The following is a 13,775-nucleotide window of genomic DNA, read 5'->3' on the forward strand; positions in this document are numbered from 1 at the left end:
CCATCTCCCGGTTAGGGTAGTTTCCAGCTGAACTGCTCTGACAACGGAAACACGTCATGTCTAAAAAATCTTCATCCGGTGGCCTCGTATACTCCACTGAATTCGGTCGCGCCTGTCCGGGGTGCGGCGAAGCCGTTGACCAATGTACTTGTGATCAGGAGCAGGCGCCAGAAGGTGACGGCATTGTCAGAGTCGCGCGCGAAACCAAAGGTCGTGGTGGCAAAGTCATGACTCTGGTATCTGGCGTCCCACTGGTTGGTAGTGAGCTGAAGACTCTGGCCAAAGAGCTGAAGAAAAAGTGTGGCACAGGCGGCGCCCTGAAAGACGGCGTTATTGAAATTCAGGGCGAGCAGCGTGATCTTCTGGTTTCTGAACTGACCAGGCGCGGATTTACCGTCAAAAAAGTAGGGGGCTGACACTTGGCTAAGGCTTTGATTGTCTATGCACACCCGGCTCATCAGCGCTCAAGAGCAAACCGTGCGTTGTTGAACCGTATCAGCGACCTGCACAATGTGACGGTGCATGATCTTTATGAAACCTACCCAGACTTTTTTATTGATGTAGAAGCCGAACAGAAATTGCTTCTTGAACATGATCTTATTGTTATTCAGCACCCAGTCTATTGGTACAACATGCCAGCATTGTTGCGTGAATGGCAGGATCTCGTATTGGAATATGGCTATGCCTACGGGCGTAAGCAGCAGCGTCTGGCAGGCAAATATATGTGGGTTGTATTGACGGCCGGGGCACCAGAGCATACTTACAGCGACACTGGTGTTAATGAGCGCCCGTTGAGTGAGTATTTTCTTCATTACCCGCGGATGGCGAACGTTTGTCATCTGGAAATGAAACCCACCTTTGAGGTTTATCATGGTCGTCATTCTCCGGATGAGGACCTTGATAAAACGGTTGAGCAGTATCGCTCCTGTCTGTTGAAGTATCTTAAGGAGCACCCGGGCGATGCATGAAGCTGGCTTCCTTATGCAGGCGTTTGTCTTTCTGGCCGCCGCGGTGATTGCGGTGCCTATTGCTGCTCGTCTTGGCCTGGGCTCTGTTCTCGGCTATCTCTGTGCGGGCGCTGTGATCGGCCCGTTTGCGCTGGGTCTGATTGGTCAGGATATCGAAGAGGTGATGCACTTCGCTGAGTTCGGTGTCGTGATGATGCTGTTTCTCGTGGGGTTAGAACTTGACCCATCGAAGCTCTGGCGCATGCGTGTACCCATTGTGGGTATGGGCGGGCTGCAGGTCGTTATCACCAGTGCCGTCATTGCCGGTATTGCTCTGGTTTACCTGGATAATTGGCAGCATGCGGTCGTGGTCGGCATGGTTCTGTCATTATCTTCTACCGCCATTGTTCTGCAGACCTTGAATGAAAAAGGTCTGATGAAGAATGACAGCGGTCAGTCGGCCTTCGCTGTGCTTCTATTTCAGGATATTGCGGTTATTCCAATGCTGGCGGTGTTGCCATTGCTAGCTGTGGCAGAGGTCGGTACGTTCAGCGATAAGCACAATCTGCCCGGTTATCAGAGTGCCCTGATGGTTTTGGGTGCTGTTGTCGGTATTGTTGTTGTTGGTCGCTGGTTGAGCCGCTCGGTCTTCCGGATTATTGCTGAAACCCGTTTACGTGAAATGTTTACCGCCACAGCGCTATTTCTGGTGGTCGGTATCGCTCTGCTGATGGAGCATATAGGTCTGTCTCCGGCGTTGGGTACCTTTGTTGCTGGTGTGGTTCTGGCGAACTCGGAATACCGTCATGAGCTGGAAGCCGAGGTTGAGCCGTTTAAGGGATTGTTACTGGCGCTGTTCTTTATTTCGGTGGGTGCCTCAATCGACTTTGCCCTACTGATGGAGAATCCATGGCCAATCCTTGCAATGGTTGGCGGGCTGGTGCTGGTCAAGCTGGTGGTTCTGCTGATTTTGGGTAAGGCATTCGGGCTCAGTAGTCGTAGCAATGCCATTTTCACTTTCTCGCTGGCGCAGGCGGGTGAGTTTGCATTTGTGCTGTTCAGCTTTGCAGCAGCAAGAGATGTTCTGCCAGCTTACATCATCGACCCGCTGACACTGGTCGTGGCATTGTCGATGGCACTGACCCCTTTACTGTTTGTTATTAATGAGCGCCTCGTACTGCCTCGCTTGCGCGGAGCGAAAGCCTCAGAACGAGCCCATGATGCAATTAAAGAACCGGAAGGGAAGGCGATTCTTGTTGGGTTTGGTCGTTTTGGTCAAATCGTGGGACGTCTGCTGCGCATGAACGGCTTTGAAATCACCGTACTTGAGCACGATGCTGCCCAGGTGGATCTTGTTCGTAACTTTGGTCATAAAGTGTATTACGGTGATGCCGCCCGCATGGACCTGCTGGAAACCGCAGGCATTGAAGACGTCGACTTGCTGGTACTGGCGATTGATGATCACCAGCGTATGTTGAAGACCATTCATCAGGTGAAGCGTCATCATCCGGATATAAAAATTCTGGCCCGTGCCGCTGGGCGTCGTGAAGCCGCGGAGTTGCTTCATGCCGGTGCGGATCACATTGAACGTGAAACGTTCGACTCGGCGTTGTCGATGGGGCGTAAGGCGCTGTCGCTGATGGGGTTCCGTGCCTATCAGGCGCAACGTGCAGCGCAGCTGTTCAAACACCACGATAAGAAGAGCCTGTTCGCTCTGAGTGAAGTGATTGAGGATGATAAGAAGTATCTGACGGTTGCCAAGCAGCATGCTACCGATCTGGAGAAGGTGCTCAAGTCGGATGATCAGGCGAATACTGAACTCGATGACAGAGGCTGGGACAGTGGCAGTTGATCCTGCGAGCCTCTATGGCCGGGAAGTAAACACTGATGATGAGGGAATGAATTTCGCCCTCGATCTTGCGGCACTGGCGGCAGAGCAGGGCGAAGTCCCTGTGGGTGCTGTGATTGTCAGCGACGGCCGGATTATCGGCGTAGGATCAAACTCTCCGATTACTGCACTTGATCCGACCGCCCATGCTGAGGTGAACGCCATCCGTGATGCCGCCATGCGTATTGGTAATTATCGCCTGAGCGGCGCCACTCTGTACGTCACAGTAGAGCCCTGCAGCATGTGCTCAGGCGCAATTATTCACAGTCGCATCGGGCGCGTGGTTTACGGTACAACAGAGCCGAAAGCGGGCGTTGTGGAAAGCGCCGAGCGCTTTTTTGATAAGCCATTTCTTAACTGGCAGGTAGAGGTTGTGGGTGGCGTGCAGGCTGAGCAGTGCGCCACGACTATGACTGAATTTTTTGCCATGCGCCGGGCGGGGAAAAAGAAGCTGAAAAAAGCATCTCCTGCCCCAGACTGAGTCAGTGTAGTTTCAGAGTAAGGGTGGAATAACTGTCACAGGGACATCGGAGCCGTGTAAGGCTTCGCTGTCACTCTCATCGGCAATGATCTGCTCTTCATTCCAGATCAGAACATCGTAGTAGCGGCGTATATTCTGAACGTAATTCACAGGTTCCTGACCACGAGCGTAGCCGTAGCGAGTCTGACGGTAGTAACGTTGCTGTGTCAGCAGCGGTAGTACTTTTTTTACATCGATCCAGAGGTCGGGATTGCGGCCCAACTTCTCGGCCAGCCTGCGCGCATCTTCCAGATGACCAAAGCCTACGTTGTAAGCGGCTAATGCCATCCAGGTTCGGTCTGGCTCGCGCACGGACTCATCCAGACGTTCGCGTAATCCCGCCAGATAACGACTACCGCCCGCAATACTTTGCGAAGGATCCAGGCGGTTAGTGACGCCAAGCTCACCTGCGGTTCTCAAGGTCAGCATCATCAGACCCCGGACGCCCGTAAATGAACGTGCTCTCGGATTCCAATGACTTTCCTGATAGCCCATTGCTGCCAGCAAACGCCAGTCGAAGCCGTGTTTCTCAGCTCCGGCTTTGAAGTCTTTTTCATAGCGCGGCAGAATTTTCCGGCTATGACGCAGAAAACGATGCGCCCCAACGTAATCAAACTGGCCAACGTGGCCGTAGAACCGCTCCGACAGCTCAGCCATCAGCACGCCGGTTTCAGGGCGGTAGAAAAAATCAAAAGTACGATCCCGCAACGATTCATCTGCACGCCGTGGCATGACCCAGGCAACGGTCTGAATTTCACCGAGAGTAAACGCGACGTCGAGATTCGGGAGATACGAACGCATCAGGCGGAATTCATTCGAATTCACCAGCGTAAAGTCGAGCTCGCGGTCGGACACCATTTGCAGCAGGTCAGATGCATCCAGCTCGTTGGTTTCCCGCCATGACAGAGACGGTAGCTCGGTCTTCTGCCAATGTCTGAGAGTGCGTGCATGTCGTGATTTTGCCGGAACCATCAGACGCCCGGTTTGCAGGTCTTCAATGGACTCAGGCTTTGGTGTCCGCAGGCGATAGACGATCTGTTCTGATATGGAAGAGTATGTTGGGCCGTAAACCACGGGATAGCCGGATGTCTGCTCTTTGGTGAAACCGGCCGCTGAAATGTGGGCTTCGCCGCTTTCGAGCGCTTCCATAGCGGCCTGAAGATTATCTACCACCATCAGTTCAAGCTCTACGCCAAGATAATCGGCAAATGACTCAACCAGTTCGTATTCGTAGCCCGTCGCGCCCTGACGTTCTTCATAGTAGGTGGTGGGGTTGTTGCGGGTAACGACGACCAGGCGGCCCTCTTCAATGATCTGATCGAGCAGAGTTGGGTGCCGGCTGCTCACAAGCAATGCAACCACAGCCAGTGTGGTTAATACACGTCTTGCATTCCTTATGGTGTTCAGCAGCCTGGTCATAAGTATTTAACATCTCCCTTAGACTTGAGAGTTTAGCTCCTGTGAGTCAGTTAAAACAGCGATGCGGAAGAATTTTACCTGCGCCTGAAATAGTGAAACTTGGGTAATGCTTTGAAATATATACAGAAAACATCTCATAGTTAGCACTACCTGAGGTTACTCACCCGGGAACAGACTGTTCTTCCGTCCAGATCTGATTTTCTTTTGCTGTGCCTTCTGTATGGCAGATGAGAGGCTGATCCAGTACAATTCGGCCTCATTTTTTTCCTGTTATGAGTCGAACCACCATGCTTGAGCTGCGTGGCGCCCCGGCGCTTTCCTCATTCCGTCAGAACAAAATCCTCACCAAGCTGCAGTCAGCCGTACCGGGCGTGACCGGTGTTTATGCCGAGTTTGCGCATTTCGCTGATCTGAAAGCCGATTTGAATGACGCTGAACTCACTGTCCTTGAGCGTATTCTGCGCTATGGGCCGAAAGCCGAGCAGAAAGACGGCGCTGGTGAATTGTTCTTAGTCGTGCCGCGTTTTGGCACCATTTCGCCGTGGTCTTCAAAAGCGACGGACATCGCTCATAACTGTGGTTTGGCGAATGTTGATCGTCTGGAGCGCGGTGTTGCTTACTACATCGAGGGGGCAACTGCCGCTGACCGTGATGCGATTGCTGCGGTACTGCACGATCGCATGACTGAAGTGGTTCTTGAAAACAGCGCAGCGGCAGCCAACCTGTTCTCACACGCTGAGCCTGCGCCGCTGAGCACCATTGATATTCTTGGTGGTGGTCGTGATGCCTTGATCGCCGCTGATCAGAATCTGGGTCTGGCTTTAGCTGAAGACGAAGTCGATTATCTGGTTGAAAACTACATTAAGCTGGATCGTAACCCGACCGACGTTGAACTCATGATGTTTGCCCAGGCGAACTCTGAGCACTGCCGCCACAAGATTTTTAACGCCAGCTGGACCATCGACGGCGAAGATCAGGACAAATCCCTGTTCGCCATGATCAAAAACACTTACGAGTGTTACAGCGAAGACATTCTGTCGGCGTACAAAGACAACGCCTCTGTGATCCGTGGTCACCACACGGGCCGCTTCTTCCCGAATCCGGACACTGACGAAAAGGCACGTAACTACAGCTACCACCAGGAAGACATGCATATCCTGATGAAGGTAGAAACGCACAACCATCCAACCGCGATTGCTCCGCACTCTGGTGCAGCAACCGGCTCTGGTGGTGAGATCCGTGACGAAGGCGCGACGGGTCGAGGCTCCAAGCCAAAAGCGGGCCTGACGGGTTTTACCGTATCGGACCTGAAAATTCCGGGCTTCGAACAGCCATGGGAAAGCCAGTACGGCAAACCGGATCGCATCGTCTCAGCCCTCGACATCATGCTCGAGGGTCCCATCGGTGGTGCGGCGTTTAACAACGAATTTGGCCGTCCGGCGCTGTGTGGTTATTTCCGTACCTTTGAACAAGAGCACGACGGCGAAGTTCGTGGTTATCACAAGCCGATTATGATAGCGGGTGGTTACGGCAATATCCGTGACGACCATGTTCAGAAGGGTGATATCCCGGTCGGCGCACGCCTGATCGCTCTGGGTGGCCCGGCGATGCAGATTGGTCTGGGCGGTGGCGCGGCGTCGTCTATGTCGTCTGGCCAGTCGAATGCTGATCTGGACTTTGCTTCGGTACAGCGTGAAAACCCAGAGATGGAACGCCGCTGTCAGGAAGTGATCGACCGCTGCTGGCAGCTGGGCGATGACAACCCGATTGCCTTTATCCACGACGTAGGTGCGGGTGGCTTGTCTAACGCCTTCCCTGAGCTGGTGTCTGACGGTGGCCGTGGCGGTAAATTCGAGCTGCGTAACGTACCGAATGACGAGCCGGGCATGAGCCCGCTGGCAATCTGGTGTAACGAGTCTCAGGAACGCTATGTCATGGCTGTTGCTGAAGAAGACATGGAGGCGTTCGATGCCATCTGTACCCGTGAACGCTGCCCCTATGCCGTCGTCGGTATCGCCACCGAAGAAGAACACCTGACCGTCACCGACAGCCACTTCGACAACAGCCCGGTAGATCTGCCACTTGAAGTCCTGCTGGGTAAAGCGCCACGTATGCATCGTGATGTCGCGACCCGCGGAAAGAGCGAAGACACCTTCAGCAGCGACGGCATCGACATGACCGATGCCGCCAAGCGCATCCTGACGCTGCCTACCGTGGCGAGTAAATCCTTCCTGATCACCATTGGTGACCGTTCGATTACCGGTACTGTCGCACGTGATCAGTTCGTTGGCCCTTGGCAGGTGCCCGTGGCTGACGTTGCTGTAACGACGGCGTCTTACGACACCTATGCCGGTGAAGCCATGGCAATGGGTGAACGTACGCCGGTGGCTCTGATTGATGCGCCAGCTTCCGGTCGCTTAGCTGTGGCAGAAGCCATCACCAACATCGCTGCCGCACCGATCAACAAGATGGCCGACATCAAAATGTCGGCGAACTGGATGTGTGCAGCGGGCCACGACGGTGAAGACGCCAAACTGTACGACACCGTAAAAGCTGTGGGTATGGAACTCTGCCCAGAGCTGCAGGTAACCATTCCTGTGGGTAAAGACTCCATGTCAATGAAGACCCGCTGGACCGAAGTTGATGCAAACGGAAACGGCGAAGATAAGGCGGTGACTGCGCCAATGTCCCTGATTATCACCGGTTTCGCGCCCGTGTCTGATGCCCGCAAAGTTTTGACCCCAGAACTGAAGCGCACAGACGACGCCACCGACCTGATTCTGGTGGATCTGGGTCGTGGGCAGAACCGCTTGGGTGCTTCCTGTCTGGCGCAGGTATTCAACCGCGTGGGTGATACCGCACCTGACCTGGATGACGCAGAAGACCTGAAAGCCTTCTTCGCTGTGGTACAGGGCCTCAACGCCGACCGCAAACTGCTGGCGTACCACGACCGTTCAGACGGTGGCCTGTTTGCCACCCTGACCGAAATGGCGTTTGCCGCGCATACCGGTCTGGATATCAAGCTCGACTTATTAGCTGAAAACAAAGATGAACTTGCTGCTGCTCTGTTCTCAGAAGAACTGGGTGCCGTCATGCAGGTGAAGCGTGACGACCTGGAAGAAGTACTGGCACAGTTTGAAGCGGCGGGTCTGGGTGACTGCACTCAGGTCATCGGTACGCTGAACGACGACGACCAGATTACCTTCAGCTTCCAGGACGAAGAATTCCTCAGCGAAAGCCGCGTGACCTGGCAGCGCCTGTGGGCACAGACCAGTTTTGAGATGCAGGCACTGCGTGACAACGCCGATTGCGCGAAGCAAGAATTTGATGCTCTGCTAGACGCGGAAGATCCGGGTATCCATGCCGAACTGAGCTTTGACATAAATGAGGACATCACCGAAGACATTACGTCTGACCTCGGCGATGAGCGCCCATTGGTAGCGATCCTGCGTGAGCAGGGCGTTAACGGCCAGATCGAAATGGCCGCTGCCTTCGACCGCGCTGGCTTCGACACCGTCGACGTGCACATGAGCGACGTACTTTCTGGTTCTGTGACCTTCGAAAACTTCCGTGGCCTGGTGGCGTGTGGTGGTTTCTCCTACGGTGACGTACTGGGTGCCGGTGAAGGTTGGGCGAAGTCCATCCTGTTCAACGAACAGGCCCGTGCTCAATTCAAAGCCTTTTTCGAGCGTAACGATACGTTTGCTCTAGGTGTGTGTAACGGCTGTCAGATGCTCTCCAACCTGCACGAACTGATCCCGGGCGCTGAACACTGGCCGCACTTTGTTCGCAACACCAGCGAACAGTTTGAAGCCCGCGTTGCCATGGTCGAAGTTCAGGAATCCGATTCTGTCTTCCTCGCCGGTATGGCAGGCTCACGTATGCCAATCGCCATCGCCCACGGTGAAGGTCGTGCAGAATTCGCCAACGAATCCGACATCGACGAACTGGCGGGTCAGATTGCGCTGCGCTACACCGACAACTACGGCAAAGTCACCGAACAATACCCACTGAACCCGAACGGTTCACCACAGGGTATCACCGGTCTGACCGCCGCTGACGGCCGTGTCACTATCATGATGCCGCACCCAGAGCGCGTGTTCCGTGCGATTCAGAACTCGTACATTCCAGATGGAGAGTGGAGCGAAGACGGCGCCTGGATGCGGATGTTCCGCAATGCTCGGGTTTGGTGCTCTGAAACTTGACAACCAATGGAAAAGTTCAGTAATGCTCCGGTAGTCTACATCGAATTGAGAATGGAATTTTGTCCTGATGGTGATAACCCTATCCAATGATGTTATTGAAATGCCTTCTAAGCCACTGATTCGGTGGGCGGGGAGTAAACGTAAGTTAATACCGGTATTGGTGAAAAACCTTCCAGCTGGGTTTACAAGATACGTTGAACCGTTTTGCGGTTCAGCGTGTTTGTTTTTTCATATTCAGCCAAAATCAGCACTATTATCCGATTTTAACCCTGAACTCATTAATGCTTACAATCAGGTGTGTGAGAGGGCTGATATTTATTCGGTCCTCTGTGCTCTTCCTCAAACTAAAGAATATTATTATGAGTTGAGAGCGCAGAAGCCTGAGGTCTTAGATGAATTTTCCCGAGCAGTGCGTTTCTTGTATCTAAATAGATACTGCTTTAATGGTATCTATAGAACAAACAGACAGGGTTTCTTTAATGTCCCATATGGTAGTAGAACAGGGGGGTTTCCCTCTAAAGAAGAGTATGAGCATATACGGAACTCGCTGTTACGGGCATCAATTCAAAGGTTAGATGCAAGGGATGCCATTAGAGCTACTAAAAAGGGTGACTTTGTCTATCTAGATCCACCTTATTCTGATAGTGGGCGATTTACAGGTGAATATGGAGTTGGTAGTTTCGACTCAGATAGACTTGAAGAACTTTATTCTTGGTTGGAACGCATAGATCAGAAAAAAGCTTATTTCTTACTATCATACAAGGCTACTCCCCAAGTTATAAAAAAATTGAAGGAAAAGTACATAGTAAGTGATGTGAGTGTAAAGCGTCATATATCTGGCTTTAAGAAAAATTGGGACGTGGCAAGTGAGATATTGGTAAAAAATTATGAATGACAATGGAATGTTGAATTTGCTTGTTTTCTCTGATCTTCACATGGAAAACTCTGGATCTAGTCAAGATACTAGGCTATTGACTGAGGATGACGAGTTTTCAAAGAGCATACTGGAAAAAATATCAGAACTAGACGTAAATCTAGATTATGTGGTGTGTTCCGGAGATATTTCTAACAAAAGTTCGCCGGTAGGGTTTGATGTAGGATGGAAATTTGTCAAGGATGTTGCTGACTACAGTCGAGTTGCTAGAGAAAACCTGATAGTTGTCCCTGGAAATCATGACCATGATTCTAGGCTAAATAACTCACATTGTCCAAAGTACAATTTGCAGTTTTCAGTAGATGATTTTCCGTTTCCAAATAAAGTCGATAATACTCATTTCTGGGCTTGGAATTGGGCTCATAAAGAATACGAAGAATTTAATTTGATATCTGTCAATAGTAGCGCATTTCACGGTTATGGTGATGAGTGGAAGCATGGAAGAGTTCCGAATAGGACAGCAGATCAGATTAGAGACTATATGAAATCCGAAGCGGTTAGAAAAAAGAAGTTTAATCTTTTAGTTACTCATCATCACCCTTTCAGAATGGATTATGTGGACCAAGAGGAAGACTATGAGGCTATCGATGGGGGAGAGTATTTGATCGAAGCTGTTCAGAATAGTAGGAAGGGTCCTTGGTTGATTGTACATGGTCACAAACATTTTCCTGATATTAAGTATGGCCCCTCTAGAGGAGCTTCTAGGCCGGTTGTTTTTTCGGCTGGTAGTCTTTCCGCAAAGCTGTACCCTAAAATTAAAGACAGGACTACAAACCAATTTTATGTGTTGAGTGTGGATTTGGATGCGACGGCTAAGAATGGCGGTGTTACTGGAGAGTTTAGAACATACGAATGGACAATGACATCAGGGTGGCGACTGTCGGAAGGTAATTCCTTGCCTGAAAGAGGTGGATTTGGTTCAGCGTTGAAGTCAATGGAAATTATTGAAGAAGTTGCTAAGATATTTGAAAATAGTTCTAAAAGAATTGCAAAAGATAGTGAGATAAAGCATTTAAATAGCTACTTGAAACACTTGATGCCAGAAGATCTCGAAGTTCTTGTGGCGGAATTTAAGGATGAGGGTTACATCGCTGATATTTCTGGGAACGAGTTCAAAGAAATAGGAGTGTCCAATGGATAATTCAATATATGCTGCTTACAATGCTCGTTCTCTATCCATATCTGAAATATGTCAACGTTTTGTCGAAAATGAAGCGTACTATAAGCTCAGTGCACCTAATCATTCTCTTTTAATTGGACCGAGAGGTAGTGGTAAAACTACTTTGATGAGAATGCTTCAAGTTGAGGCGTTGGGCTATAGCTACAAATCTAAGGTTGCGCATCTGGATTCGATTGACTATTGCGGCGTCTTTGTACCCACCGACAGGCTTTGGAAACAGCAATATAGCAGGCTGATGAACGTGGCTGATGTGGATAAGCGTAATCTGTTGCTAAAGGTCGCTGGAACACTGTTTACCTTTCACGTTATAAGTTGTATATGCGATTCTCTTCGTTATAGATTCTCAGAAAGCACAGAGTTTAAATCACTGTTGTTTACCGATCATACGGAAGCTGATGTAGTAAATTCTTTATCGCGACTGTGGGAGGTTAATCCGGAGATTCCATCCGCTAGAAGTCTCTCTTCTTCAGTATTGAGAAGAAAATCTGAACTAACAAAATCCTTGTCTGCAGTATTGTCCGGAGATGCTTCATTGGCGGAAATAATGAAGTTTTCAGATTTTTCTGACTCAGTACAAACTATCTCTGACACTGTGAGAGAAATTAATATTTCTTCTGGAGAGGAATCTGGTAAATGGGTATTTCTTTTTGACGAGTTAGAACTTGCGCCTGATAATATCTTAAAGCCTCTGTACCAAGCCATGAGAGGTGGGCCTGAGAATATATTTTGGAAGTTGTCATTGTCACCATATAACCAAAATTTAAACATTGATGAAAGTGAAACTAGACCAATGCCAAATCACGATTACGATGTGATTCGCATTCCTGATGTCTCTGGCCAGTCTATCGATTTCGCAAGGTCTTTAGTGGCGCATGTTTTTCAGAAGAATGGTTACAGAAGAGATGTTGAAGAATATTTTGATGAGCCTTGCACCATGGATGTTAAAGAGGTTTTTTCCGGACTTGAATCTTCGGATGAAGGTTTCAGTAACTACTTAAAAGAACATGATATTGATGTTGAAAATATAGAAAAATATGGAGATAAAAAGGGGGATAAGGGGCCCACTATTCGGAAAATCAAGTTTATTGCTCAAATTAGAAATCATTTTCGTAGTGGTGGGCGAATGAAACCAAGGCGTTCTATTCCTGATTTTTATCTCGGGTTTGATAATATCTGTAAGTCAGTAGAATACAATCCAAGAATGATTATTGCGATTTCTAATACACTTATTTCAACTCTAAAATCTAATGGCAGAATAAGCCTATCTAAGCAGGGGGAAAGTCTTAGGAAAATATACGAATCTCAAATTGCGCTTTATTCTAGTATCTCAGTGGATGGTATGAAGACAGGTTTTTCTACGATTAATGATTTTGTAGAGTTCCTAGGGAACTACTTTAAAGATCTGATGGTTGGTCCGGAGTTTAATGCGGAACCACCTTTAACCTTCATTGTAAATGATGATACGTATGTAGAGTTAATAGGTGCTGCACTTAATGTTGGGGCGTTAGTGTTACTGCCTTCAGATTGCAAACATGATTTTGGGGTCGACGGACCTGAAAATACGAGATGTCGGCTTTCTTACCTTATGGCCCATAATTACAGGTTATGGCTGACTAGCCAGGGAGTTTGCGATTTGTCTAGAATACTGAAAGGCACAAGAAATTCAGTCTCAAAAAGGCTTTCCCAAGAAGATCAGTTGGATTTATTATGAAACTGAGGAAAACAGCTATCGAGTCCGGTTACGATTTAGCAATCTTTGGTTTAGGCTATGAAAGCCGGTCTATCTTTGCCAAGGCTAAAGGAGTAGACGCTGATAGATCTATCTCTATTGGATATAAAACTAATACAGATGTACTTTCTTACCAGAGTAATAAAATTTTCTTTGAGAACCATGGTTGTGATGTTTTCGAATTGCACGATGATGAAATATTCGAGTTGGTTCAAAGTAAGTTATCTGAGGTGTGTAAATCGAATATAGATGGTGCGTCGATTTATTTTGACATCACAGTCTTTACGCGCTCAAGAATCGCATCTGTTTTAGGTTGCCTTTTAAATAGTAGATCTTTGCTGGCGAATATTACTATTGACTATGTTCCCTCAAGGTTTGTAGATCCACCTATTGGTATTACACCGGTTAAGAATGTATGTGCTATCAACGAGAGGTATGATGGAGTTCTAGGCGACTTAAATAAACCAGTAGCTTTGATTCTTCCTCTTGGATATGAAAAAAGCAAAGCTTTAGGGTTGGTTAATTATATTGATGCAGGAAGAAACTTCGTTTTTTTGCCTAAGAGTTCAGAAGAGAAATTCTTTGATGAGGTTTTAAATAACAATAGTGAGATTCTTGTAGATACTGACTCTACAGATATCTTCCACTATGATGTTGCAGATCCATACTCTTTTTACGTTGATCTGAAAACACTGGTTTTAAATTCGCTCTCCATTTATAGGCCATTGCTCGTACCTCTCGGACCTAAGATCGCTTGTGCTATTAGTGTTATCATTGGAGAGGAGTTATATCCAGATGTACCAGTTTGGAAGGTCTCATCAAATCATTCTGAGAAACCAGTGGAAAGAGCTGCCGTAGGTTCGAGAATTAGTTTCACATTAGACTTGTAGTGGCTGCTTGAAGGGTTTCTTATGGAGTTTACTAAGGTAATTAGTGAGCCTGTTGATACCTGA

General features: G+C 48.8%; 10 protein-coding genes. 9 read left to right on the plus strand and 1 reads right to left on the minus strand.

Features of this window, described 5'->3' with window-relative positions; genetic code table 11:
- Positions 1–56: 56 nt before the first annotated feature.
- From B2R29_RS08440 to tadA, 4 genes are read left to right on the plus strand one after another with little or no spacing between them, the layout of a single operon-like run.
- The gene (locus B2R29_RS08440; protein WP_301180643.1) at positions 57–416 is read left to right on the plus strand and encodes a translation initiation factor Sui1; all 360 of its coding nucleotides are present in this window, start codon (positions 57–59) and stop codon (positions 414–416) included.
- A 3-nt stretch (positions 417–419) separates the two neighbouring features.
- Positions 420–968, plus strand: a complete 549-nt coding sequence (locus B2R29_RS08445; protein ID WP_068435509.1) for an NAD(P)H-dependent oxidoreductase — start codon at positions 420–422, stop codon at positions 966–968.
- Positions 961–2,799, plus strand: coding sequence for a monovalent cation:proton antiporter-2 (CPA2) family protein (locus B2R29_RS08450; protein WP_301180644.1), 1,839 nt, complete (start codon positions 961–963; stop codon positions 2,797–2,799). The genes B2R29_RS08445 and B2R29_RS08450 overlap by 8 nt, the downstream gene beginning before the upstream one ends.
- Positions 2,789–3,316: a tRNA adenosine(34) deaminase TadA gene (tadA, locus tag B2R29_RS08455; protein WP_300428697.1), complete on the plus strand. Its 528-nt coding sequence runs from the start codon at positions 2,789–2,791 to the stop codon at positions 3,314–3,316. Before B2R29_RS08450 ends, tadA begins: the two co-directional genes overlap by 11 nt.
- A gap of 12 nt (positions 3,317–3,328) precedes the next feature.
- On the opposite strand, the gene mltF is transcribed toward tadA, so the two are convergent.
- The gene (mltF, locus tag B2R29_RS08460) at positions 3,329–4,774 is read right to left on the minus strand and encodes a membrane-bound lytic murein transglycosylase MltF (protein ID WP_300428696.1); all 1,446 of its coding nucleotides are present in this window, start codon (positions 4,772–4,774) and stop codon (positions 3,329–3,331) included.
- A 287-nt stretch (positions 4,775–5,061) separates the two neighbouring features.
- Here mltF and purL point away from each other — a divergent pair, with 287 nt between their 5' ends.
- The 5 genes from purL (at position 5,062) to B2R29_RS08485 (ending at position 13,712) form a co-directional block, all read left to right on the plus strand.
- Positions 5,062–8,979, plus strand: coding sequence for a phosphoribosylformylglycinamidine synthase (purL, locus tag B2R29_RS08465; protein ID WP_301180645.1), 3,918 nt, complete (start codon positions 5,062–5,064; stop codon positions 8,977–8,979).
- 67 nt (positions 8,980–9,046) lie between these two features.
- Positions 9,047–9,874, plus strand: coding sequence for a DNA adenine methylase (locus tag B2R29_RS08470; RefSeq protein WP_301180646.1), 828 nt, complete (start codon positions 9,047–9,049; stop codon positions 9,872–9,874).
- Positions 9,867–11,054, plus strand: a complete 1,188-nt coding sequence (locus B2R29_RS08475; protein ID WP_301180647.1) for a metallophosphoesterase family protein — start codon at positions 9,867–9,869, stop codon at positions 11,052–11,054. Before B2R29_RS08470 ends, B2R29_RS08475 begins: the two co-directional genes overlap by 8 nt.
- Entirely contained in the window at positions 11,047–12,804 is a 1,758-nt protein-coding gene (locus B2R29_RS08480) for a hypothetical protein (RefSeq protein WP_301180648.1), read from the plus strand. Before B2R29_RS08475 ends, B2R29_RS08480 begins: the two co-directional genes overlap by 8 nt.
- The gene (locus B2R29_RS08485) at positions 12,801–13,712 is read left to right on the plus strand and encodes a hypothetical protein (RefSeq protein WP_301180649.1); all 912 of its coding nucleotides are present in this window, start codon (positions 12,801–12,803) and stop codon (positions 13,710–13,712) included. The genes B2R29_RS08480 and B2R29_RS08485 overlap by 4 nt, the downstream gene beginning before the upstream one ends.
- Positions 13,713–13,775: the final 63 nt, after the last annotated feature.

The organism is Thalassolituus sp. UBA3500, from assembly GCF_002377545.1.
Lineage (GTDB): Bacteria > Pseudomonadota > Gammaproteobacteria > Pseudomonadales > Oceanobacteraceae > Thalassolituus.

Bases quoted from the DNA above. Each gene is read 5' to 3' on its own strand.
- B2R29_RS08440 (WP_301180643.1), top strand. From the start codon at position 57: ATGTCTAAAAAATCTTCATCCGGTGGCCTCGTATACTCCACTGAATTC.
- B2R29_RS08450 (WP_301180644.1), top strand. From the start codon at position 961: ATGCATGAAGCTGGCTTCCTTATGCAGGCGTTTGTCTTTCTGGCCGCC.
- mltF (WP_300428696.1), bottom strand. From the start codon at position 4,774: ATGACCAGGCTGCTGAACACCATAAGGAATGCAAGACGTGTATTAACC.
- purL (WP_301180645.1), top strand. From the start codon at position 5,062: ATGCTTGAGCTGCGTGGCGCCCCGGCGCTTTCCTCATTCCGTCAGAAC.
- B2R29_RS08470 (WP_301180646.1), top strand. From the start codon at position 9,047: ATGGTGATAACCCTATCCAATGATGTTATTGAAATGCCTTCTAAGCCA.
- B2R29_RS08475 (WP_301180647.1), top strand. From the start codon at position 9,867: ATGAATGACAATGGAATGTTGAATTTGCTTGTTTTCTCTGATCTTCAC.
- B2R29_RS08480 (WP_301180648.1), top strand. From the start codon at position 11,047: ATGGATAATTCAATATATGCTGCTTACAATGCTCGTTCTCTATCCATA.
- B2R29_RS08485 (WP_301180649.1), top strand. From the start codon at position 12,801: ATGAAACTGAGGAAAACAGCTATCGAGTCCGGTTACGATTTAGCAATC.